The sequence below is a fragment of the Vibrio fluminensis genome (assembly GCF_015278125.1).
In the GTDB taxonomy this organism is placed as follows: domain Bacteria; phylum Pseudomonadota; class Gammaproteobacteria; order Enterobacterales; family Vibrionaceae; genus Vibrio; species Vibrio fluminensis.
This window is the reverse complement of the sequence record NZ_JADILO010000008.1, coordinates 74,976-99,257: the sequence shown is the minus strand read 5'-3', so window position 1 is coordinate 99,257 and position 24,282 is coordinate 74,976. Positions and strand designations below refer to the sequence as shown.

Genomic DNA, 24,282 nt, shown 5'->3' with positions numbered 1-24,282 from the left:
TTAGAGGCATCCATGCTGTTAAACGGGATGCCTCCATTGCCAAAATTACAGCGATTACGAATCCGTAATCACCGTTAGATGCACATCTTCAGACGTTACTAACAGTTCACTTCCTGAACCCCGAATCAAACTGCCATCTGGATAAGTCTTTCCCTGATACTCAATCGTACCGTTAACCACATAGCAGAGAAACTCATATGGTAACTGCCATGTCTGCTCTTTTGTCAGACGCGCTACATAAATCTTGGTCGCTGAACTGGCGGTGTTGCCCTCCGTCGAGTCACCATAGATTTGCGTAATCTTTCCTAGCTCAATGTCGTAGACTTGATAATCAGCTGGGCCTCGACTGTGTTCAGGGAGAGTCCAGACTTGCAATAATCGGCAACGGAACTCATCCGGATTAACTTCGTTATGGCTAAAACCTTCGCCACCCGAACGCTGAACTTGCACTTGATTTGCTGTGAGCGGCTGCCCATGTTCAAGTGATCCCTCGTGATGTAGATTACCTTCAAGCATAACTGTAATCACATTGATATGTTGGTGACTGTGCATTCTGCTCTCACCAAACGGTAGATAACGCGCATCAGCCAAGTAGACAAATTTTCCCAATCCATCCCACGTCATCCCATCGCCACCAATGCGCTTGTCATGCACCATCCGAGTTTCTTCAATTCCGGCAAAGCCACCTCGATGAAGTCTATCCCTATGTAACTCTCTCATTTTGTTTTCCTATTTTTGCTACAAACACAAGGACTAGTTTTCACATCTAGTTTACAAAATCACCTGTACGTTCGGACACTAGCATCCTTTTTGCAGCAATTTAGTATGAGTCCTACCCACAAGGTGAGTAGCCAACTTGGGACATTTCAGATTAGAACATCATCAGGGAGAGTGAACCATGAAAACCATTTTAACCATCTCAGCCAGTAACCGTGCTGAATCAATCAATGCCGAACTGCTCAACTATGCAGTTAAGCATATCAGCAATGTAGAAGTCTCTGCATTGAACATGCAGGACGTGAAACTGCCGTTTTACAATCAAGATCTTGAAGCGAGCGATGGCATTCCTTCGCTATTTGAGTCGATTAGGCCTCTACTCGATTCTGCTGACGGTTACATTCTTGCCTGTCCAGAACATAATGGTCTGATGCCTGCCGAGTTTAAGAACTTCCTTGATTGGTTATCGCGAGTTTATACCCGAGAAAAACCCGCGTTTGGCGGTAAGCCTATGCTGCTAATTAGCACCTCTCCGGGAGAGAATGGCGGTGCAACCAATTTAGCTACACTGGCGCGTTTGCTGCCTTGGCAAGGAGCAAACATTGTCGCCAGCTATAGCCTAGGGAATTTTTATCAAACCTTCGAACAAGATAAGATTTCTGAGCAAGAGCACGCTGCGTTTTCAACCGCAATCAATAATTTGACCACTGCTGTCAACGTAGGTTAACTCCAATGCAGCAAGTCAAACTGATTTCAGAAATTGTTAATCCAAGCTACTTAAGCGAATACCAAACTTGGCTCAAATCGATGAATCAAAGTGTTCGAGCTTATCCCGGCTTCATTTCTCTTAATATCATTGAGCCTCGCAACCAACAGCAACTAGAATTTCTAATTCTAGTTCGATTTGATAGTGAACAAAGTTTAGTGAATTGGGAATCTGAAGAATCGACACGATCGATGCTTAAACTTTCGAAAAAGTGGCTCAATCGCAGTGAAAATACACAGGAAAAAATCGCCCCGGAACTTTGGTTTGGCGTATCAAACCTGCCGTCACGACCTGCGTTCTACAAACAAGTGCTATTGGGTGTTCTCGCGGTGTATCCCTTAGTGACGAGCCTTGGTTTCTTTGTCAGCCCTCATCTAGAAGGATTAGATAAGAATCTCAGCACATTGGTTCTTGTCTCGTTAGTTTCGGTATTCATGACTTACCCTGTGATGCCAATGCTAACGCGATTTTTGAGACCTTGGCTGAATCGTTAGTTAAAAAGATCCTGTAAATTGATAAATATGTTACTTTACTTTTAAGTAACATATTTATTACATCCAAAAAAATGGTAACCGACACACAAACCTTGCAACGCCTATTGGATTTAGCCAATCAATGCGTGCAAGCAACAAGCACTCAAACTGATGGGCAAACAATTTTGACTCAGTTGCAAGAGTTGATCCCTTATACATCAGCGTTACTGGCCCTCGATCACTGCTCTGACTTTTCCTTTCAAACCGAGCGACAAATGGTTGTAAAAGATCAGCCCCAAGGCTGGATTGATCACTACTTGAAACAAGAGTATTGGAAGGTTGACCACATAATGGCGCGCATTCAAGTTAATGATTGTTCAATCTCTTGGCGAGAAAGTGAACCTTTTATCATCTGCCCCGACTTTGCGGAAGACTATCAACAAAACCTCGGCCGAGAAGGCTTGTCGATACAAGTGAAAAACGATACAGGCAGTACCATTATCTCACTCAGCACCGAGAATCGCCCACTACAAGCTGACTATCAACCTAACTTAGATTACATTGCACCACATATCCATGAAGTATTTATGCGCAAAGGGGAATACAACCGACTAGCATTAGGGTTCCCACAACTAAAAACGCGCGAGTTAGAAGTACTAAAGTGGGCAAAAGAAGGTAAAAGCAACTGGGAGATCGCCAAGATCCTCAACTTATCTGAGCGCACCATCAAATTCCACTTTACCAATATTTTCCAAAAGCTAAATGTGGTGAATCGCTCGCAAGCTGTAGCTCGCGCCGTACACGCCAAGTTGATCGACTTATGAGTCAGTTCTAGACAACGAAAAATGCCGCTCACCTAAGTGAACGGCATTCAAATTAATAACTTAGCTTCATAGCCTTTTAGGTATTTGCTATTGAGAGCAGTACCAAGTTAAGCGATGAACTGAGCTAGGATGATTACCACACCACAAAGAGTTGCTAGACCCATTGCGATTGGACCACCTTTAACACGGTATAGGTGAGCTTCTTTGTGTACTTTACGCGAAGCGATAGTCATAGCAACTGGTAGGAAGATAGCAATAACAACTAGAGCGATTGCTGCGTAACCTAGAGCCATGATGAAGCCTTGTGGGTAGAACAAAGCAAACGCTAGTGGTGGCAGGAACGTAATTAGAGCGACAGAAACACGGTTGCCTTTCAACTTATCTTTCGTTGTATCACGTAGGTAGTCGAATAGACCTAGGGAAACACCCAAGAAAGACGTCACAAGTGCCAAGTCAGCAAATAGACCGATCATCACTGCAATGTTCGAGCTACCTAGAGTTTCACCTAGAATTGCAATCATCGCGCCTAGTTCACCGTTCTCCATTAGGATGTCTTGCTGAACAACACCAAGAGTACACGCTAACCAGAATAGGTAAACCACTAGAGGGATACAAGAACCGATAAGCATCGCTGTACGCAGGCTCTTAGTCTCGCCATCGAAGTAAGTCACGATTGATGGGATCGAACCGTGGAAACCAAACGACGTGAAGATTACAGGTAGAGCAGCAAAGAACAGACCCCAACCTTTTGGAGAAGCTGCTAGCAACGTACCTGAAATATTAGGGCTCAAGAAAACCAGTACACCTGCCATTGCTAACATCATAGCGCCAAACAGAACACGGTTTACTTTATCAACCACTGCTGTACCAGCTGCAACAAGCGCCGCTACGATAGTAACGAAGATTAGAGAGCTCATCCATGCTGGGATCTGAATACCCGTTAACTGGTCTAGACGAGTAGCCATGTTGCTACCGCCACCAGCAACGTACGCTGCACACAATGCATATAGAAGCATAAATGTCGCGATGGTTGCCGCTACTTTGCCTGGGTTGCCTAAAAATTTAGAAGAAAGAGTGTGTAGCGTAGCTGAACTATCAGCGTGTTGGTGAACTTCTAGCATCAACATAGAGGTGTATGTCATTAATGCCCAGAAACCCAAAAGTAGTAGAACAGACACGCCAAAACCTAACCCAGCTGACATCAGCGGGATAGAAAGCATACCAGCACCGATAGATGTACCAGCGATAATTAAACCGCCGCCAATCACCTTCGACGTGCTGTTTGTCGATGTTGTTGTGGTTATTTCCATATGTTGCCTTTTTATTATTAACAGTAGGGACTGGCACTTATTAAATAGAGCATTTAAGAACTAGGAAAGAGTCAGGCGAATAAACGAAATTGGATTGCTTGTATATAATAAACAACAGAAACAATAATTAAAATTTGAGAGATCACATCTCTTTTAATTAGAAAAGTAAGAGGTAAATACCTAGAAATCGGTGATGAAATTTGCATCAAAGCAAGTAAATGGGACGTTGCAAACACTTTTGGCATGTACACTCTTTGCGCATGCCGTGTACAAAACTATTTACAGAGCAGTAAGATATGTCTTTTTTGTTTATTTAGCGGATAAAGCAGAGAAACAGGTAAATATTTTATTAATCAAAATATTATTTAAACAAACAAAAACCAGATTGTTATTTACAAAAAAACAACAATATTAAGTAATAAATACTAATGAATTTTTGTCATGTCGATTTAATTTTTGTTTTTAAACATCATAAAAACGAGAATCTCTAATCTTAAATGATGTTTTATAAAATTATCATTACTCTTATTCGGTCCTTAATTTGAGATAGCGCACATTTTGTGATTTTAATTCAGAGATTGGAAAAAGAACTCATACCTTGAGCCTAAAAAATATACCCACTTTTACCACAAAAAATGCCACCACAACCGCACACTGAACATCGCTTCTTCAAGGACATACTCGATGCTTGGGGAAATGCAAGTGAAGGTATACAATGCGCCGTTTTTTCCCTCTGGCAGACAACAATTGAAACTAAGTAAAAGACTGAAACAAATCGAACAAATGGTAGGTAATGGGTATGACCATATTTGGGATTGCTGCTGTGACCATGGCTTACTTGGCATTGCTTTGCTTGAGCGACAAGCTGCACCTCATATTCATTTTGTTGATATTGTCCCTGAACTTATCTCCAACGTGGAAGCAAAACTGCAAAAGTTTGATTCTAAGACACAATCCCATTGGCAAGTTCACTGCTTAGATACCGCTGCGATCCCTTTTGATCATTACCACGGCAAACATCTAGTCATCATAGCTGGTGTTGGGGGCGATCTTATCAGTATGTTTGTCAACGCGATCCTAAAACAGCACCCTAACTTAAACATTGAGTTTATTGTTTGCCCTGTGCATCATCAGTTCGCTTTAAGAGAAACGTTCCGTTGTTTACAACAAGGATTAGTTGATGAAGCGTTAATTAAAGAGAACGGTCGATTCTATGAGATTATTCACGTCGACAATAGACAAGCTCAGCAAAAACCAATTAACTTGGTTGGGGAAAAGTTTTGGCAGGCAACGAGCACTGAAGGGATTGAGAGTGCGAAGGAATATCTGAAAAAAACACTAGTGCATTACCAAAAGATTCAACAAGGCCAAAAGAAAAACGTCGACCACATTGTCGACGCTTATCAAGCAATAACTATATAGAAGAGAATACGTTTAGATTACTTTATGGTTGCATTCGTATTTAGGTGGATTGACATTCGAATCAAGCCCCTCAAACAACAATGCTAAGCATAGCTTGAGCAAAACACCTAGTTCGCCTTGCGATCAACCTTTCTAATCAATGTACTGCCGTAACTCACAATTGACCAAAAAAGAGTTAGCCTAACGGTCTGACTCTTTTAATTAAAGAAAAATTATCCGTTGAAAGAAATTAGGGACTATCGTGAGTTCTATTCACTTACTCTTTGGACTGGTTGTCGGTCTTTTTTACTAGCATTTGCATTGCTTCAGCAAACGTTGTTACCCCGCCTTTAGCTTGGACTTGTACTACCTTATACCCCATTTTTTCCAACGCTTGGCGTTCTGCCAAAACCGCTTTGTCATCCGGTTGACTACCTTGGGCTGGCTGATGAATATAACACCCCTCTAGCTGACCATCTTCAACCAGTTGGTGGTGTTTCAAAGCATTGATATCAAAATTCATAGTAAATCTTTTTAATTAAAAGTAGGAGGTTTCTATAGCAGGTTACATGTGTTTAAGCGGCTTAACCACACTGTCTAAACCTTCAATTTTTAGAGCCAAACATAATTTGAGTAGCTCACCCAACTCACCACTTGGCCAACCTTTCTTATCGAACCAAAACAAATACTCTTCCGGTAAGTCGATTAACACTCGGCCAGCATACTTACCAAATGGCATTTGCACTCTCGCCAATTTAATCAAGTTCTCTTTCTCTAACATCCAAGCGATCCGACTTATTTATGTAATCGGAGAGTAACATCGATTAATGGTTGTTAGAAAGCTCGAGAGTTAGAAAACAATATTTGCTTCCTTTCGACTGCAATATTAGCTTCATAAAAAAACAATACGCAACAAGTAATTTATTCGTCTATTCATAACCTTAAGAAAAGTTAACCTGACTTTGTGGTAAAAAAGGAGTTTCGATGACCACCCCATTTAAAGCGATTGGCGTACTAACGCTATCGGCACTGGCAACAGCCTGTGCAAACACCAAAAGCACACCAAATAATCTAGCTATCCAATGCTTAAACTCTAGTACTAACGCCAAAACAAGTACAACGATAGGCGCGAGCAATAACACTAAAGTGAAAGGGCTAACCTATGTTGGCACTTCTATCGCTGATGCACCTTTCGACTCTTCGGCAGCCGAAATTGTCAACTATGATAGCTGTACAGATAAACTTTATGTCGTCAATGCAAAAGAAAAGCGCATCGACGTTCTTAGCTTAGATGCGGATAGCAAGCCAACACAAACCTCTACTATCGACCTATTTACCGCTGGAGTAAGCGCTGAAATCAACATTGGCGCGGCAAACAGTGTTGCTGTTCATAATGGCCTAGTCGCTGTCGCAATTGAGAATGAAAACAAACAAGAAAACGGTATTATTGCTTTATACCGCTCAGATGACCTGACGCTTGTGACAACCTATCCAGCAGGTGCTTTGCCTGATATGGTTAGCTTCTCCAAAGATGGTCGTTATATCGCCTCAGCAAACGAAGGCGAACCAAATGATAACTACACCAATGACCCTGAAGGTTCCGTTACGCTTGTTGACCTAAAGAAAGGTCCACTCAAGGCAACCGTCTCTCAAATTACATTCACTGATGTTCTAGCCGTCGATGAAGACGTTCGAATTTCTGGCAAGAATGCTTCCATCGCACAAGATCTTGAACCGGAGTATTTGACCTTTGCTGACAATGGTAAGCTCTATGTTGCACTGCAGGAAAACAACGCATTTGCAATCATTGACCCGAAAAAAAGTAAACTCGAAAAAATCGTAGGCTTGGGAAGCAAGTCATGGTCTGATTCAAAACTGGATGCATCGAATAAAGATGGTATTTTAGGCAATTTGGCCAACTACACGAATCTTGTTGGTCTCTATATGCCAGATAGTATCGACAGCTACTCTGTGAATGGTAAAACCTACATTATTTCCGCCAACGAAGGGGATGGCAGAGAGTATGGCATTGAAACGACACAAAAGGTCTGCGATGAATTAGGTTTCACGTGGGATGGCGATAACTATAAGCGCACGCGTAACTATTCAAAGAAAGAAGATTTCTGTATCAGTCATATCGATGAAGTTCGCGGCAAAGACTTGCAAGTGGCGGCTAACCATCCACTATTCCTAGCATTAAAAGATAACGATCAGCTCGCTCGATTAAAAGTCATTAAACCTAACGGAGTTTTATCCGCAGACAGTAATGTTGAAGCCTTCGGTTCGCGCTCATTTTCAATCTGGGATGCCGAAGGTGAACTGGTTTACGATAGCGGAGATCAGTTCGCTCGCGTCATTCGAACCAAGAATAAAGAAAACTTCAACAGCTCAAACGACAGTAATGACAGCGCTGATGGCCGCAGTGATGATAAAGGTGGCGAGCCTGAAGCAATCGAAGTCGCTACTATAAACAATCGACACTACGCGTTTATTGGGCTTGAGCGTCAAGGGGGAATCTTAGTCTATGACATTACAGATCCCCAGAAAGCACAAGTGTTAAGTTTTACCAATCGACGTGACTTTTCTCAGAACGTTTGCACGCAGATGAAAGACGAAGAGTGCGCTAACGATACGTATAACGCAGCAGCGGGCGATCTCGGACCGGAGTCTATTAACTACTTTACACGTAATGGGGATCACTTTATCGCCGTTGGTAATGAAGTGAGTGGAACGACCTCCATCTTCAAGATCAAACTTTAACCCTTAGCAAAAAAGCGCTCAACGTAACGAGTTGAGCGTTTTTTTTGTATACCCAAACAGCGAGTAGATGCAGGTAGGCGACAAAGGAACAAAGCCTATGAGCATAGATGTCTATTTGATGAGGTTTGTGTGAGTGCCAGTCAACACTGCTGTAAGTTTAACTCAGACGGGTATACATTCGAATTCAGCAGCCTGCCATCCATCGTAAGCACTATTAGTGCGTAACACGATGTAAGTACTCAACAACGACTTGATTGCCTTCAATGTAAGCACGTTTAATTTCACCATCCACGGTCATGCGACTTTCGAGGTAAACCTCTTTCACATCAGGTTGAGAACGTAACGATGGAATAACTCGTGCAGACTCCAAGTTGAGCAGGTTGCAGAATCGCGACACAAAAGCCATCGATAATGGTCGCTCGCCGCGTAATATGCTTGAAAACTCAAGCTGGCTCATGCCCAATTTTTTAGCAAATTCCATTTGTGTAAGACGCATTTTAGACTTTTGTGACATCCAAACCTGATACAAAGCTTCGCTATCTTTTGCGGTAAATTCCATCATTATTTCCTATTTCTACACTGCTGCGCAATTATTGCCAGGCACATTCTTATCGAGGTGCCCGCTTAAAATCTTTGCGCGAATTGTGGCGAAAAAGAGCCAACCATTGTCAGTGAGACGTAAAGGGAAGTTAAGATTTACGGCAAAATTGCCCGCGTTGCGTGTTCGCTTCAAAAAAGAATGAAACTAGGTGATATTTAAGGTGTGTTTATCGTCAGATGAGCATAAAGGCTCATCTGACTTTCTAAGAAATAAAGCCGCGATTTAGAACCAGCTAGCAACGAGCATTTTTAACCAATCTAAAACACGCTTAAAAATGCCGCCTTCTTCTACCGCGTCTAATGCCGTCAAATCAGCTTGAGCAACTTCATCGCCACCGACACTGTAAATTACCTTACCGATAACTTGCCCTGCGGCAATTGGAGCAACAAGTTCGCCATTGTAGACCAACTCTGCTTCAACTTTTTTGACATCCGATTTTGGTAACGTCAAATAGATGTTTTCGGCGGTACCAACGTTGAGTGAATCTTGCTCTCCCATCCATACACGAGGTTGACTGATCGATTTACCCACTTCACTGGCTAATACCGTATCAAAGAAACGGAAACCATAACTAAGTAGCTGTTTGCTTTCAGATTCACGACTCTTAGTGCTACTCGACCCCATAATAACCGAAATCAAGCGCATATCCCCACTAGTAGCTGATGTCGCTAAGCTGTACCCTGCTCCGCTGGTATAGCCTGTTTTCATACCATCAACATTTAAACTTCTATCCCTAAGCAAACCATTACGGTTGTATTGAGTAATGCCGTTGTAGGCGAATGAGGTTTCACTGTATAGCGGATAAATAGTTGGCAAATCACGGATAATCGCTTGGCTAAGCAGCGCAATATCGTAAGGCGTTGAATAAAGGCCATCACTGTCTAAACCATGTGGGTTAGTATAAGCAGTATTATTTAAACCAAGCTTTTTCGCCCAGCTATTCATTAACCCGACAAATGCCCCTTCACTACCAGCAACATGCTCAGCTATCGCAACACTCGCGTCATTCCCTGACTGAACCACCAACCCACGATAGAGATCCATCAATGAAACAGAGGTTCCCACTTCAATAAACATTTTTGAAGAATCGGGAAAGTTCTTAGCCCAGGCATTTTGACTGATTGTCACTTGGTCATCCAATGTGACATTGCCAGAATTCACCTCCTGACCAGCAACATAAGCGGTCATTAGCTTCGTTAAGCTTGCCGGGTTTAGTGGATCGTGAGCATTCTTCTCTACTAATACTTGACCTGTATTGTAGTCCATTAAGATATAGCCTTTCGCACCAATCACCGGAGGATCAGGAGTAATAGAAGGCGCAGCTATTGTCGCAGAAGCACTAAATGCGCTGATGACTAAAGCTGATTGTATTAGACGTTTTGTTTTCATGGCACTCTACCAATTAAAAGACTGATCTCAGTATATTGAAAGCGTAGGTTGTTTCAGCAAGTCTGTTACGCTTAGTTACGGTTATACAAGAATTGAGGCAAAGAAATGTGACATCTTGCAAAATGCGGATTTAAAACATAAAAAAAGCCAGCTGAAACAGCTAGCTCTTATTTATGCAACTTATTTGTTGGCTGATTACGCTAATCGCTGAGGTGCTTTGGTAATCGAGTCGCGGTAGCTAAACCAAAGGTAGGTAACCACCAAAGAGAAAAATAGGTACGACAGCGCAAATACCAGTGGTGACGTAATCAATGCTTGAGAAATACCCAATGCAACACCGACAACCGTCACAGTGACTTTAGCCAATAGCCCACAAATCAATAGGAACATCGCTAAGTGTGGGAAGCGAGTGGTTCGAAAAGCAAACCAATAGCAACTACCCACAGCTAAAGCTGCCACAGACAATCCGAGCATAAATGAATGAAAATGATCGGCTGAAGCCGCTCCAGCAGAGATAGATGCCATCAAGATTAGAACTAGTTTCATAACGCTTAACCTCTAGAGATTGTTAGAAGCATCCTTTCAATAATGAAAACTCATTTTGCGGTCATTTTCTCATCAATTTTTTAAAATACAAGTGCTATTTCTATGCCTATATGTGTGAAAAATGTCACCAACAAGCCGCTTGTACATTTCATTAACATAAGACATGTAAAATGTCCTTTCTAATCTGTAAATTAGATTTTGGGGAAAGCAACACCCAACAAAGTTAACATTAAATTAACAGCCATCTTTCTTCTATCAATTAGAAAATATGTGAACTTTAAACTCATTTTGTCATTTAGACCGGCGAAATACCGACTTACTATCCGCATCAATAAAACAACCTGTCGATAAACATAAACTTGCAATCTCATCTGATCTCTTAAAGCTGACTTTATAATGAGTTATGTACATCACACTTTAAATCAAGCTTTGTTATGCAGTTCTCATTCCAATAAACATAGAATTGTGACAAGAGCGCGTGAGTCAGTATTAAATTCCAGTCAAATTTTCTCGAGGCGATATTTAGTTCAAATTATTCATTTAAATTCACTGGAATTTTATTGACTTAGATTGGTTAAACCTTAGACTGTTTGTTAGCTAGAAAACGGTTCTTGTCTAGAACGCCGTTTCGTTGGAGCCTATGTGTGTCTGCCGTAACGTCGTGCGCAATAGCAATCTCCTTTTCCACGCTATCCGTGCCACTTTAGGCGAAACAGTGAAACACAAAGGAAAGACAGATGTCAGATACAGTGACTGGTACAGTAAAATGGTTCAACGAAACTAAAGGCTTTGGCTTCATCAAACAAGAAAACGGTCCAGACGTTTTTGCACACTTCAGTGCAATCACAGGTGACGGTTTCCGCACTCTAACTGAAGGCCAAGCTGTTGAATTCAGCATTACTCAAGGTCAGAAAGGTCCACAAGCAGAGAACATTAAAGTTCTTTAATTTGTCGACAAAATCGATTTTAATAGCCAGCTCATTTAGCTGGCTATTTTTATTTTGGTGGCAAACATTTTTTATCACGCCATTAAATATCTAATTGCTCCATTTCACTACGCTAAATGAATCTTTCTGGTTACTTTGGATATAAACATGGCTCTTAAACCAACAATATATAAATTCCGTATCGCACTTTCTGACACCAATCGCGACTACTATGATTCTCTCGCATGCACTATCGCCCTTCACCCATCAGAAACAGTATCACGCATGATGGCTCGAATGATGGCTTACTGCTTAAATGCGGCTCCTGAGCTTGTTTTTACCAAGGGGTTATCGACCATTGAAGAACCCGATCTATGGCAAAAATCGTTAGATGGTACAATTGAACATTGGATCGAAGTTGGTGAACCATCAGTAGACCGAGTAAAAAAAGCCTCACGTCTAGCAAACAAAGTGGATATCTATACCTTCAATAGCAAATCTGACGTTTGGTGGAATCAATCAAAAAGTAAACTTGCTGCATTTAACGCCAATATCCACCAGTTTGATGCTGATTCAATTGAAGCATTAGCAGCGAACGTCCAACGCGGAATGGACTTATCTGTCATGATTACAGGTAACAGCCTATTTGTTGACAGCAGTGACGGCTCTGCTGAAGTTGTTTGGGAAACACTACAGAGCCATGACTGATTTACAGCAAGCCATTTGTGATATCAAAGCTAATGATCTTGCATCGGTTGATTTTGAAGCAAGACAGTGGCAAATATTTGTCGAACACAACTCACCATTGTTTGCCACAGTGCTAAAGGTTAAGCCAACTACACCAGTAAACCACCACTTACTCGGGTTATTGACAAAATCACATATCGAAGCTCTCAATCAAGTTGAGCAACACCAGAGCTCGGCGAAAGCCATGCACCAAGCACTTAACCAAGAGCTGGGAAAAGATCTCGCGGACAACTTTCATTATCACGATGGCGAACAGTTAATTTTCATCACCCACTTATGGCTATATTTACAAGGTTATTTAGCGATGGATTTTAGCCTTGCCAATGATCATGCTGAGAAAACAGCTTCAGCTATCGTTAGCGCAATGGGTGGGGATATTCAGCAAATACGTAGTGCATTTATGGCCAGTTTCTACCAAGGAAAAAGCCACACAAATTCAACCAAACCAGACAACCCTTTAATGGCATGGGTTAAGAGTCTATTTAAATAAAAAAACGCCTCTAAAGAGGCGTTTTTCTTAAATCCAAATATGGCTTACTTAAACTCAAATTTACCTTTCATAATCGCCCAGTGACCAGGGAATGAACAAAAGAATGAGTAATCACCACCAGCCTTCAACGCTGATGTATCAAAAGTCAAAACGGTCTCTTCACCACCACCGATAACTTTAGAGAATGCATATACGCGATCATCACCAGGCTTGATGTAGCTATTATCAATACCTGCACTCATACCATCTGTACCCACACCTTGCACGTTTGCAGTATCGGTAATCACAATATTGTGACCCATCGATGCGGCAGGCAATTTACCTGTGTGTTTAAGTGTAATTGACACTTCTTCACACGTTGCTGGAACACTGATTACATCCGTTGAGAATTTCATCATATCGTTTGCTTCAACTGTCACTTCACAGCTTGCACTCGCTTGGGCCGAGAAAGCTGCTGCAAATAAAGTCGTGATAGAAAGCAGGTAACGAAGTTTCATTATTTATCTCCTTATGTGAAAGCCAGACCAATTATACTAAAAAACACAATATTTACTGGTGCAAAGCTCTCAATTAACAGTTGCATATCAATTACATTACTTAATCAAGATCACTTTATCAACATTTGCTATAAAGCTTGGTATGACATCATGACGTTTATACGCAATCTAAAATGAGGAGATCAAAAACAAAAACACGAAGACTACAGCCAACGAGTAAACAAAACACTCATCAACCCAAGTCAAAACCCATCACATTATTTTTTAAGACAAAAATTTAAAATAATCATAAGCATTAAAGCCTAACAACCCCTACTAAAAACAAACATAAACCAATACATTTAAAGACCAAGAAAGAATATTGATAACAAATCACCATAAACACAAGTTAGCGCTCAAAAAAAGCGCACACAACGAGCAAAACACCATGAGATTGAAATAAATCATTCCGTAATCAATCCGCACCCCAAGCAATGGCTTACATTTCTCTGTCATGAAAAAAAATGCAACCCAAACAGATATAACAACCATAAAATCCACCAAAAGCAAACGGTTACACACATGAGTAAAACAAGATCATCAAAAATTAACTTATTAAAAATCAATAGATAAGATTTAATACAACACAAAATAAGCCACTATTGATAAATTTATAATTGACATGCGATTTTATATCATCATAATACGCGCCGTTTAACTAGAGTTTGGCAATAAATCTATTTTTTAAGCGCGGAGGTTAAAATGGCTGGTGACAACAACTATAGCCTAGGTCCTGTTCCTAATTCGGCACGCAAAGGAGTGGCTTCACTAACAATGGTGATGTTGGGATTGACCTTCTTTTCAGCCAGTATGTGGACCGGCGGTTCACTCGGCACTGGTCTTTCCTTTAATGATTTCTTCCTCGCTGTTCTCATCGGTAACCTAATTCTCGGTATTTACACTTCTTTCCTCGGTTACATCGGCGCCTCTACTGGTCTCTCAACTCACCTTCTTGCTCGTTTCTCTTTTGGTTCTAAAGGCTCTTGGCTTCCTTCAGCTCTTCTTGGCGGCACTCAAGTTGGTTGGTTTGGTGTTGGTGTTGCTATGTTTGCTATCCCAGTGCATAAAGCCACAGGCATTGACACCAACACTCTAATCCTTGTTTCGGGTCTACTGATGACCGCGACGGTATATTTTGGTATCGCGGCACTTATGATTTTGTCGGCAATCGCTGTACCTGCAATTGCTCTCCTTGGTGGTTACTCGGTCATAGAGGCAATCAACAGCATTGGTGGTGTAAGCGAACTACAAAAAGTAGAACCAGCACAACCCATCGATTTCTCAATCGCACTGGCAATGGTGGTTGGTTCATTTATTAGCGCGGGTACTTTAACCGCTGACTTTGTCCGCTTCGGTAAAAAACCCAAAGGGGCGGTGCTAGTAACCATGGTCGCGTTCTTTATCGGCAACTCTCTGATGTTCATCTTTGGTGCGGCGGGTGCTTCCGTGACTGGTCAGTCTGATATCTCTGAGGTGATGATTGCTCAGGGGTTACTTATTCCTGCCATCATCGTACTAGGCTTGAATATTTGGACCACTAACGACAACGCGCTATATGCTTCAGGTCTGGGATTCTCAAACATCACTGGACTACCAAGCAAGTATATTTCAATGGTAAACGGCGTTATCGGCACACTTTGCGCTCTTTGGCTATACAATCACTTCGTTGGTTGGTTAACGTTCCTATCGCTGGCTATTCCACCAATTGGTGGCGTGATCATTGCAGATTTCTTGGCAAACCGTAAACGCTACGCTAACTTCGAAGCAACCCAGTTCCAAACTGTCAATTGGGCAGGCATTATTGCAGTCGCACTTGGTGTAGCAGCAGGTCACTTCCTACCGGGAGTCGTTCCAGTCAATGCAGTATTGGGCGGTGCTCTAAGCTACCTTGTTTTAAACCCTATTATTAATAAAAGAACGTTAGCAGCTAAGCTGGCGTAAGGAACCATCATGACAACTATGTTGATCAAGAACGTAACACTGCAAGGACAGGAAGGTCTGAAGCAAATTTTGATTGAGGATGGTCAATTCAAGCGTATCGAAGACAATCAGCTAGAACTTAGCTTCCAAGGTGATGTATTAGACGCTGAAGGTGGCATGGCTGTCGCGCCGTTCTGTGAACCGCACATTCACCTAGACACTACACAAACGGCAGGTGAACCAAGCTGGAATATCTCTGGTACTTTGTTTGAGGGCATTGAACGATGGGCAGAACGTAAAGAGCTGCTATCAATCGAAGATGTAAAATCACGCGCCAAGCAAACCTTAAAATGGCAAATCGCTAACGGTGTACAACACGTACGTACCCATGTTGATGTTTCTGACCCAACACTTATCGCACTCAAAGCAATGGTCGAAGTGCGTGAAGAGATGAAAGAATGGGTAGACATTCAAATCGTGGCATTTCCGCAAGAAGGCATTCTTTCTTACCCAAATGGTAAAGAATTACTCGAAGAAGCAGTACAAATAGGCGCAGATGTCATTGGTGCTATCCCTCATTTCGAGTTTACTCGAGAATATGGTATTGAATCACTACACTACGTTTTCGAACTCGCGCAAAAATACGACCGCCTAATCGACGTTCATTGTGACGAAATTGACGATGAACAATCACGCTTTGTTGAGACGTTGGCTGCACTGGCACACAAATACAACATGGGTCATAAGGTAACCGCAAGCCACACAACGGCAATGGGCTCATACAACGGTGCGTATGCTTCGCGACTATTCCGTCTATTGAAGATGTCTGGCATCAACTTTGTTGCGAACCCACTAGTCAACATTCACCTACAAGGTCGTTTTGATGATTACCCGAAACGTCGTGGTGTAACGCGCGTAAAAGAAATGCTTAACGCCAACATCAATATCTGCTTTGGTCACGATGATGTCTTTGACCCTTGGTACCCACTGGGAACCGCCAACATGCTACAAGTGCTACATATGGGTCTGCATGTGTGTCAGGTCATGGGCTATGATCAAATCAACAACTCACTGGATTTGATTAGCACCAATTCTGCTCGCACACTGAACATTCAAGACAAGCACGGTATTGAAGCGGGTAAACCAGGTAGCCTACTGATCCTTCCTGCGGAAAATGGCTTTGATGCAGTACGTCGTCAAGTACCTGTTCGCTACTCAGTGCGTCACGGCAAAGTGATTGCTGAAACTCAACCAGCACAGACACAAATTCACTTGGATGAAAGTGAGCCGGTAAGCTTTAAGCGTTAGTACGATTCTGGTAAGACGAAATTAAGCCGATATAAAAGAAAACCCCGCTAGGCATAACCTAACGGGGTCTATTCTTACTCGCAGCATCCGGCTACTAATAGGTGCTCCCTGCATCTATTCCTTGATAGTACGCTGTATCCTTCAGCACTTCCTTAACATCGCTGTCCTAGCGGTGTCCTTTGCAATCCTTGCTAACCATCTATCCTAGATGACTATATCTTCGTCCTGAAGATGACCAATCCTTGGGTCTTTCCTGTTCCGTGTCTGCATCCTGCCGACACCTATAAATTACGTCATTTAGGCCTCTAGAACCATCTAGTTTAAGCACTATTTCTTAAGTGAATTTTTTCAATCGCACACTAAACGCATAAAATACAATAACTTATGCTTACTTTACTCATTTATCTGCACAGAGAATCCCATCATTTCTCACGTCCATGTAAGAGATCTCTCACAGCTGAAACAGACAAGTTGCCAAAGTATATATCCGAGTACTTTCATCAAAAGCCTCTATTTATTATCAACAAAGCCGCAAACAGGGTACTAACGGCAAGAAAATTGGCATAATATGCTCTTGGCGAATCAAAAATTTTGCCGCTAATTTCATCTTTATAGTAAATATCTGGTTGAGGAAACAAAATGATCTCAAAATGGGCTCAACGCTTTTACCAAATGGCAGAACTTGTTGGCTCTTGGAGTAAAGATCCATCAACGCAAGTTGGCGCTGTGATTACAAAACAAAATCGAATCGTATCGGTTGGATTCAACGGCTATCCACATGGCATTTCAGACAGCGCGACGACCGACGAACGCGAAATGAAATACCTCAAAACATTGCACGCTGAAGAGAATGCGATTCTATTTGCTAAACGTGACTTAGATGGTTGCGAAATTTGGGTAACCCATTTCCCTTGTCCAAACTGCGCCGCGAAGATCATTCAAACTGGCATTTCAGCGGTCCATTGCCCTGAACAAACCGCTGATTTTCTCTCTCGTTGGGGTGATAAAATTAAAGTCAGCCAAGAAATGTTCTTACAAGCAGGCGTAAAAGTTAACTGGCTGCCTCTTGATGACCTTGGTCAATCTGCTCGCTAGTAGTTAATGCGCTGTGTTGCCCGCAGCGCAATCTCTTCTTTTAACCTATTCATTCACTCGTGTTCATCACTAGTAAGGTTTATTGCGCATTACATAGTGATGTCGATCGCATATATAGACCATCACGAACCAAACCATCTTCCATAAACGCTCTCTGGTGACAAAAATTCCTTCTTATCTATTTTTTCATACCCCAGCTATTACCAAACATGTTGAAAACTTAAATTAAATCACACTTAATTGAGCAATTATTTCCTTCATTACACTAAAAAGGTCGAATCAGTATTTTTAATAAAAAAATAAGCTCGTCAAATTCTAAAAGTCAATCCTCTTTTTAGCGCAAAAACCAATCGGTAATCGGCCATAATTAGTTGAAAAAACTAAGATAAAACAAGATTTAATTTTCCTAGCAGAATAAGCATTCGACCTTTACACTTCCGCCACATAAAAATTACAACAAATTCACTACTCCAAATATCTATTTCGTTGGAGTGGAAGCTCAACCCAAACGTGAAAAGGTCCTAAGTTCAATGAGTCCTGAAAAACATCTTCTTGACTGGCAAACGAACCAAACAATTGCTGAAACTATTTCTCCTATCCTCGGTCAACTTTACCGTCAAAAAGGCGTAGAAGTTCTACTGTTCGGCAAAACCCTCGTTAACGCAGCCACTATCGATATCATTAAAACTCACCGACTATCTCGCCACTACAGTGGTATCGCACTCACCCCAACTCAGACCTTACCTCTTATTCAAGCGCTAGCTGATATGCCTTTGTCGCCATGTAAGATAGATATTGGCCAGTTAGCCGATAAATACTGGCAAGCTCATGACGATGCACACGCACTAAAAGACTTTCTTCATTCGGCACTCGTTCCTGCTATGAATGGCGAAGGTGTCGGTACACCTAAAGATGTAGTGCTTTACGGCTTTGGTCGTATTGGCCGTCTATTGACTCGCTTACTGGTTGAAAAGAGTGGTCCGGGCTACCCATTGCGTCTTCGAGCAATTGTGGTTCGAGGTGGTAAGAACGGCGACCTACAAAAACGCGCTAGTCTACTGCGCCGCGATTCGGTGCACGGACAATTCAACGGTAGCATTGTTGTTGATGAAGAACGCAAAGCCATCATTGCTAACGGCAACTACATTCAAGTCATCTACGCGAATCAACCAGAAGATGTGGATTACACTCAGTTCGGTATTAATGATGCGCTAATCGTTGACAACACAGGCGTTTGGCGCGATACAGAAGGACTAAGCAAACACTTAAGCTCTAAGGGTGCACAAAAAGTTCTTCTAACGGCGCCAGGCAAAGGCGATATCAAGAATGTAGTCTTTGGTGTTAATGAACAAGTAATCCAGCCGGAAGATACGATTATCTCCGCTGCGAGTTGCACAACTAACGCTATCACGCCGGTGCTCAAGGCACTCAACGACCGTTATGGTATTGATTCTGGCCATATTGAGACGGTCCACTCATTCACTAACGATCAAAATCTGATCGATAACTTCCACAGTGGGGAGCGTCGTGGTCGTAGCGCATCGTTGAATATGGTACTGACATCAACAGGCGCAGCCAAAGCGGTCTCTAAAGCTCTACCTGAACTTGCCGGAAAGCTAACAGGCAATGCCATTCGCGTTCCGACACCTAATGTGTCTATGGCAGTAGCAAACCTTAATCTCAACAATACCGTAGAGCGTGATGAACTAAACACTTACCTACGTGAAATGGCGCTTAATTCAGAGCTTGCTGGTCAAATCGATTACACTGATTCAACTGAAGTCGTCTCGACTGACCTAGTTGGATCTCGTTTCGCTGGTGTGGTTGACGGCGCGGCAACCATTGCACAAGACAAACGTTGTGTATTGTACATCTGGTATGACAACGAGTTTGGTTATAGCTGCCAGGTTGTACACTGCATGGAACAAATGATGGGCGTGCGTTATAGAACACTGCCTTAATAAATGACTCCACAACATAACGATTATAAATTGCCCTAACCGACTTATATCGGAAGGGGTAAACGCTCTGACTTTGCCGCCTCGATTGAGGCGGCTTTTTTACACAAACTTACTGTTACTGAACTTCACATTCATCTTCGATTCATCTACTCTGACTTATTCTAGTTACACTCATTCGTCGTCAATTCTTTTTTAAGCACTTTACAACGACTGAACAATCAATGAGGAAACAAGTATGACTCGTGTATTAACAACATTTATCGCTTTAATCACTGGCTTCTTCGTTCTAATCGGTAGCCTTTTAATTGCAATACCATTGACTATCCTAGGTGCTATCACGGGTAGAAGACTGGTAAAAGCAGCAGAAAAAGCGCAATTTTCCCAAGCTCAACCAGCAACAAATAACGCTCACGTTATTGAGGGTGAATTCGAAGAAGTACGAAAGTAGAAACCAACCAACGGGTTTGCGACACTAGCAATAGATCCTTTAGCTAAAGTATTGTTATATTTATGTAAACCAAAACAATATCCCAGACTCTGTTCTAGGTGCGATATTGTATGGGTAATAACAATACTTAAGAATCAAAGGAGTGAAGCGATGAGCAAGCAACAACGAGAAGTAACCTTACGCTTCTTAGCTGAACCAAGTGATGTCAACTTTGGTGGTAAAGTTCATGGTGGCGCAGCCATGAAATGGATTGACCTAGCAGCTTACGCGTGTGCTGCGGGTTGGAGTGGTAAGTACTGTATCACAGCGTATGCCGGCGGTATCCGCTTTGTCTCTCCAATCCACGTTGGCAACCTTGTCGAGGTTAGTGCCAAAGTTATTTATACCGGAAGCAGCTCTATGCATATTGCCATTGATGTGCAAGCTAGCGATCCCAAAGAATTGGCCAATCGCCTAACGACTCACTGTATCGTTATCATGGTAGCAGTAGATGAACAAGGGAAGCCAACTCAAGTTCCTGAATGGGTGCCAACTCAGCCGGAAGATATTGAGTTACGCGAGTCCGCAATACGCCTAATGAATATGCGCAAGCAAATTGGCGAAGAGATGCAAGCACACGTCAAATACCTCAAATAACAGAACGTTATTACTCGACCAAATGAATGGCTGCGAATCATGGCAGCCTGCTAAAACTGAGTCAAAGTTTACGTATTGTCATTTTTCTTTCATCAATATTTGATTAAATCCAAACTTCTTAATGTTCTAAAAGGATCGAAGCTTGGCTGTCAAAGATACAACACTGGATGAAAACACCCTAGTCAACACCAAATCGGTTGAGTATCAATGGGTAAGAACCATGTACGTTGAAGGATATGATGACCAACAAATCAATCATTACATTCAAGCATGTTTTGGCGGGGACGCTGTGTTTGCCGATCTATTTCGACGCGTAGCACTTTCTCAAGAAAGTCTTTATGTTCTATTACAATATCTTGGTTGTGCACCCTCTAGCCGAGAGCTTTAAAGCCTAGCGTCCAAAAACCGATTAAATCGCAATTATTTCCCCCTAGTTTTCACTCAACTACACAGATATCAATCGTTTATGCGTACTTCATCGCATTCCATACTGTCGAACCTACATCTGAAGAGGCTGTATCTTTATTATGAACCTGCACGCAAACGTTCACCTCGAATTAAGGTGAAGTGTGTAGACATCAAAAATAAAAAAGCCTGAGCTTAAACTCAGGCAGGTTACAAAAACTGTTAGTTGTGAAAGTAAGGAATCTAGCTAACAGCCAGCTATGCGTAACACCAAATTTGTATGTTACTTAACTGATCGGCGGCCAAACCAAGAACGTTAAGCAAGCAATACAAGTGGCGGCCGTAAGGTCGCCTTTATCATTGTTATAACCTCATCTATTCAAGATTTAGTCTCCTCCGACAATCAAGAATAAATAAGGCTTGGACAATCTTTTAGGTTTGGAACTAATTGCTAATCAAACCTCGTACACTCGACGATAATTCTGTAATGCCTTAGAACCTCAACCAACAATCGTAGTGTGTATCAATACTTTACAGAAAGCAACCACATTGCGACAAGAATCGCATTTTTTATCACCAAGTTAATTAACTTGATAAATCCTATTAACAACCATAAATTAATTTCAAGTCATTGTTTTTATTAAAATTGCCAATAAATCCATTCAGAATCATCTTTTATATTGAGATATTTTCATCTCTATCTAAACGTTTTGAGCTTTAATCTTAAAATCAGAATACTCAAACCGCACGATAGTTTAATTATCTAGCCTGACGCCACTGAGTAAAAATAGCGGAAGTGCCTTACGTTGTGCTATGGATAGTTTCAAGAAAAGACGATTTCTTGGCTCGCGTTCACATCAATTGACGTTGCCCGTTGTTGAGCTAAATCATAAAAAAATCCCCTAAATCGTTTGCACAATTTAGGGGATCTCAATCTTTACAGTACTGCTGATTAAGCTTACTCTGCTGGTGTTTCCGCTACTTGATCAGTATTCGATGCAACCTCAAGTGGTGCGAATACTGCGGTTGGTTTAGCAACTAAGCTACGGGTTTCTTGATTCACCTCAGCCAATACAATTTCCAAAGTATCACCTAAACGGAACTCGATTTGCTTGTCGATTGAAACGCTACCATTGTCGGCGTTACATTCGATTCGCTCTTTATTGTCCATAATCAATGAACTAGGAATAAACGCGGCTGCACCATTCTCCAGTAGACGGACACGCATACCTGCACGATTAATATCGAAGATCTCAGCATTGAACTTCGTACCTTTCGCGGGTTCATCGGCTAGAGTGCGCGCATATAACCAATCCGAAACATTGCGCTCTGCCATATTGTGATATCTACGGTGCAGCGCTAGCTCTTCACCAACAGTTTCGTCTGCCAGTTGCACCGGTTCTTTACCTAAGATGTGCGCTTTTAGCATTCGGTGGTTGATCATATCCCCGTATTTACGGATCGGTGATGTCCACGTAGCGTAGATATCTAACCCCATTGCAAAATGAGGTAGAGGCTGATTGCCAATCTCACTATAGGTCTGCATTTTACGAATACGATTATCGAAGTAACTGCTATCTTGCTCGCCTAACCAACGACGCAATGCAGCAAAGCCTTCAAGCGTTGCGATTGATTCAGTAGTAAATGGTAATTCACCTTCAGGGTTCACCATTTCGATAACTTCAGCAATCTTCTCGGGTTTAATACCCGCATGATGGTTGAACACGCCTGAGCCAAAACTTGCTCGCAATGTTTTACCCGCACAAATATTGGCAGTGATCATGGATTCTTCAACCAAGCGGTTTGCGCTACGACGCATATCGGCATGAATGGCGATAACATCATTATCTTCACTCAATTCGAAACGGTAATCTGGTCGGTCTGGGAATACAACTGCGTTGTTTTCACGCCAGTCGGCACGAGCCAATGAAAATTCGTAAAGGTCGCGAACAATCTGCGCAATCTCTTCACTTGGTTGCCACACTGGTGACTCACCATTCTCAAGCCAATCCGATACGTGGTCGTAAGCCAAACGAGCGTGAGACTTAATATTAGCCGCGAAGAACTTAATATCATCGCCAATGACGCCATCTTTACTTACAGTCACGGTGCAACATAAAGCTGGGCGTACTTGATCTTGCATCAAAGAACAAAGTTCATCGGCAAGATCTCGCGGTAGCATTGGGATATTGCGACCCGGTAAGTAAATAGTAAAGCCGCGCTCTCGCGCTACTTTGTCCATCTCGCTATCAGGAGTGATATAAGCAGTCGGATCAGCAATGGCTATTGTCAGAGCAAAATCGCCATTGTCTAACTTCTTAGCGAATAGCGCATCATCCATATCTTTGGTTGATTCACCATCGATAGTGACAAACGGAACATGCGTCATATCGACACGTTCAAGATCAACGTCGTCTTTGATTTCCCAATTGTCGATACCAGCAGGCTCGCTGTTTGGCAAATCGTTTTGTGCCAACGTCACCCACCAAGGTGCAATTTTATCAGCAGCATCCGTGATCTTTTCAGCAATCTCCGCAAAGAAACCGTTATCGCCTTTTAAAGGGTGAGAAACAAGATGCGCAACAACCCAGTCACCTTCAGCAAAGTCATTTGGATTCAGACCTTTTTTCACTTTTGCTTTTAGTGATTGTTTTTTCAACTGCGGATGATCTGGAACAACATTCAGTTTGCCTTTGAACATTTTCACACGACCAATGAAACGAGTTAAACCTTGTTCAAGTAGCTCTTCCGGCTCTGCAACTTCACGTTCATTTTCAGTACGGATGATCGCTTTAACTTTATCGCCATGCAGACATTTTTTCATGTACGGTGGCGGAATAAAGAAGCTGGTTTTGCTATCCACTTCTAAGAAACCAAAGCCTTTTTCTGTTGCTTTGATCGTGCCTTCCTTCTTCGGTAGGTTTTCTTGGATTTGCTGCTTTAGCTGAGCCAGTAGCGGGTTGTCTTGAAACATCTTAACTCTATATCACTTGTAAAATTGCGCACACTATAGCATTCGCAAT

The 24,282-nt window shown here is 42.1% G+C and carries 24 protein-coding genes; 15 read left to right on the top strand and 9 right to left on the bottom strand.

Going from position 1 to position 24,282, the window contains the following annotated elements; all coding sequences use genetic code 11:
* Positions 1-54: 54 nt before the first annotated feature.
* A complete protein-coding gene (locus tag IRQ95_RS08040; protein WP_194436448.1) occupies positions 55-720 on the bottom strand; it encodes a pirin family protein in 666 nt (221 codons plus the stop codon).
* 178 nt (positions 721-898) lie between these two features.
* On the opposite strand from IRQ95_RS08040, the gene IRQ95_RS08035 reads away from it, so the two are divergent.
* The 3 genes from IRQ95_RS08035 (at position 899) to IRQ95_RS08025 (ending at position 2,780) form a co-directional block, all read left to right on the top strand.
* Entirely contained in the window at positions 899-1,444 is a 546-nt protein-coding gene (locus IRQ95_RS08035; protein ID WP_194436447.1) for an NADPH-dependent FMN reductase, read from the top strand.
* A gap of 5 nt (positions 1,445-1,449) precedes the next feature.
* Positions 1,450-1,977 (top strand): antibiotic biosynthesis monooxygenase, encoded by a 528-nt coding sequence (locus tag IRQ95_RS08030; RefSeq protein ID WP_194436446.1) that lies wholly within the window; start codon positions 1,450-1,452, stop codon positions 1,975-1,977.
* 71 nt (positions 1,978-2,048) lie between these two features.
* Positions 2,049-2,780, top strand: a complete 732-nt coding sequence (locus tag IRQ95_RS08025; RefSeq protein WP_194436445.1) for a helix-turn-helix transcriptional regulator — start codon at positions 2,049-2,051, stop codon at positions 2,778-2,780.
* A gap of 107 nt (positions 2,781-2,887) precedes the next feature.
* On the opposite strand, the gene IRQ95_RS08020 is transcribed toward IRQ95_RS08025, so the two are convergent.
* On the bottom strand, positions 2,888-4,090 hold the full coding sequence (locus IRQ95_RS08020; protein WP_194436444.1) for an aromatic amino acid transport family protein: 1,203 nt from the start codon (positions 4,088-4,090) through the stop codon (positions 2,888-2,890).
* A 696-nt stretch (positions 4,091-4,786) separates the two neighbouring features.
* On the opposite strand from IRQ95_RS08020, the gene IRQ95_RS08015 reads away from it, so the two are divergent.
* Positions 4,787-5,512, top strand: a complete 726-nt coding sequence (locus IRQ95_RS08015; protein ID WP_228481343.1) for a tRNA (adenine(22)-N(1))-methyltransferase — start codon at positions 4,787-4,789, stop codon at positions 5,510-5,512.
* Positions 5,513-5,768: 256 nt separating this feature from the next.
* Here IRQ95_RS08015 and IRQ95_RS08010 read toward each other — a convergent pair whose 3' ends face one another.
* Both IRQ95_RS08010 and IRQ95_RS08005 read right to left on the bottom strand, forming a co-directional pair.
* Positions 5,769-6,014, bottom strand: a complete 246-nt coding sequence (locus IRQ95_RS08010; protein WP_194436443.1) for a hypothetical protein — start codon at positions 6,012-6,014, stop codon at positions 5,769-5,771.
* 42 nt (positions 6,015-6,056) lie between these two features.
* Positions 6,057-6,272: a DUF3820 family protein gene (locus tag IRQ95_RS08005; protein WP_194436442.1), complete on the bottom strand. Its 216-nt coding sequence runs from the start codon at positions 6,270-6,272 to the stop codon at positions 6,057-6,059.
* 203 nt (positions 6,273-6,475) lie between these two features.
* On the opposite strand from IRQ95_RS08005, the gene IRQ95_RS08000 reads away from it, so the two are divergent.
* Positions 6,476-8,251 carry a choice-of-anchor I family protein gene (locus tag IRQ95_RS08000; protein WP_194436441.1) on the top strand — a complete coding sequence of 592 codons (1,776 nt, stop codon included), beginning with the start codon at positions 6,476-6,478 and terminating at the stop codon, positions 8,249-8,251.
* Positions 8,252-8,465: 214 nt separating this feature from the next.
* Here IRQ95_RS08000 and IRQ95_RS07995 read toward each other — a convergent pair whose 3' ends face one another.
* The 3 genes from IRQ95_RS07995 to IRQ95_RS07985 all read right to left on the bottom strand — a co-directional run bounded on the left by IRQ95_RS07995 (position 8,466) and on the right by IRQ95_RS07985 (position 10,787).
* A complete protein-coding gene (locus IRQ95_RS07995; RefSeq protein WP_194436480.1) occupies positions 8,466-8,810 on the bottom strand; it encodes a helix-turn-helix domain-containing protein in 345 nt (114 codons plus the stop codon).
* Between the two features lie 264 nt (positions 8,811-9,074).
* Positions 9,075-10,241: a D-alanyl-D-alanine carboxypeptidase family protein gene (locus IRQ95_RS07990; RefSeq protein WP_194436440.1), complete on the bottom strand. Its 1,167-nt coding sequence runs from the start codon at positions 10,239-10,241 to the stop codon at positions 9,075-9,077.
* A 195-nt stretch (positions 10,242-10,436) separates the two neighbouring features.
* Complete coding sequence (locus IRQ95_RS07985) at positions 10,437-10,787, bottom strand: NADH:ubiquinone oxidoreductase (protein WP_194436439.1); 351 nt, start codon at positions 10,785-10,787, stop codon at positions 10,437-10,439.
* A gap of 737 nt (positions 10,788-11,524) precedes the next feature.
* Here IRQ95_RS07985 and IRQ95_RS07980 point away from each other — a divergent pair.
* The 3 genes from IRQ95_RS07980 to IRQ95_RS07970 all read left to right on the top strand — a co-directional run bounded on the left by IRQ95_RS07980 (position 11,525) and on the right by IRQ95_RS07970 (position 12,950).
* Positions 11,525-11,734, top strand: a complete 210-nt coding sequence (locus IRQ95_RS07980; protein WP_075650916.1) for a cold-shock protein — start codon at positions 11,525-11,527, stop codon at positions 11,732-11,734.
* A gap of 147 nt (positions 11,735-11,881) precedes the next feature.
* Positions 11,882-12,421, top strand: a complete 540-nt coding sequence (locus IRQ95_RS07975) for a YaeQ family protein (protein ID WP_194436438.1) — start codon at positions 11,882-11,884, stop codon at positions 12,419-12,421.
* On the top strand, positions 12,414-12,950 hold the full coding sequence (locus IRQ95_RS07970) for a hypothetical protein (protein WP_194436437.1): 537 nt from the start codon (positions 12,414-12,416) through the stop codon (positions 12,948-12,950). Before IRQ95_RS07975 ends, IRQ95_RS07970 begins: the two co-directional genes overlap by 8 nt.
* 44 nt (positions 12,951-12,994) lie before the next feature.
* On the opposite strand, the gene azu is transcribed toward IRQ95_RS07970, so the two are convergent.
* Positions 12,995-13,447, bottom strand: coding sequence for an azurin (gene azu / locus IRQ95_RS07965; RefSeq protein ID WP_075650910.1), 453 nt, complete (start codon positions 13,445-13,447; stop codon positions 12,995-12,997).
* 741 nt (positions 13,448-14,188) lie between these two features.
* Here azu and codB point away from each other — a divergent pair.
* The 7 genes from codB to IRQ95_RS07930 all read left to right on the top strand — a co-directional run bounded on the left by codB (position 14,189) and on the right by IRQ95_RS07930 (position 21,242).
* Complete coding sequence (gene codB, locus IRQ95_RS07960; RefSeq protein ID WP_194436436.1) at positions 14,189-15,427, top strand: cytosine permease; 1,239 nt, start codon at positions 14,189-14,191, stop codon at positions 15,425-15,427.
* Between the two features lie 9 nt (positions 15,428-15,436).
* Complete coding sequence (locus IRQ95_RS07955; RefSeq protein WP_194436435.1) at positions 15,437-16,714, top strand: cytosine deaminase; 1,278 nt, start codon at positions 15,437-15,439, stop codon at positions 16,712-16,714.
* 639 nt (positions 16,715-17,353) lie between these two features.
* The gene (locus tag IRQ95_RS07950) at positions 17,354-17,809 is read left to right on the top strand and encodes a dCMP deaminase family protein (protein ID WP_194436434.1); all 456 of its coding nucleotides are present in this window, start codon (positions 17,354-17,356) and stop codon (positions 17,807-17,809) included.
* 530 nt (positions 17,810-18,339) lie between these two features.
* Positions 18,340-19,770, top strand: a complete 1,431-nt coding sequence (locus IRQ95_RS07945) for a glyceraldehyde-3-phosphate dehydrogenase (protein ID WP_194436433.1) — start codon at positions 18,340-18,342, stop codon at positions 19,768-19,770.
* A gap of 235 nt (positions 19,771-20,005) precedes the next feature.
* The gene (locus IRQ95_RS07940; RefSeq protein ID WP_194436432.1) at positions 20,006-20,218 is read left to right on the top strand and encodes a hypothetical protein; all 213 of its coding nucleotides are present in this window, start codon (positions 20,006-20,008) and stop codon (positions 20,216-20,218) included.
* A 150-nt stretch (positions 20,219-20,368) separates the two neighbouring features.
* Entirely contained in the window at positions 20,369-20,854 is a 486-nt protein-coding gene (locus IRQ95_RS07935) for an acyl-CoA thioesterase (RefSeq protein ID WP_194436431.1), read from the top strand.
* Between the two features lie 142 nt (positions 20,855-20,996).
* Positions 20,997-21,242 carry a hypothetical protein gene (locus IRQ95_RS07930; RefSeq protein WP_194436430.1) on the top strand — a complete coding sequence of 82 codons (246 nt, stop codon included), beginning with the start codon at positions 20,997-20,999 and terminating at the stop codon, positions 21,240-21,242.
* Positions 21,243-22,217: 975 nt separating this feature from the next.
* Here IRQ95_RS07930 and rnb read toward each other — a convergent pair.
* A complete protein-coding gene (rnb, locus tag IRQ95_RS07925; protein WP_194436429.1) occupies positions 22,218-24,233 on the bottom strand; it encodes an exoribonuclease II in 2,016 nt (671 codons plus the stop codon).
* Between the last annotated feature and the right edge of the window lie 49 nt (positions 24,234-24,282).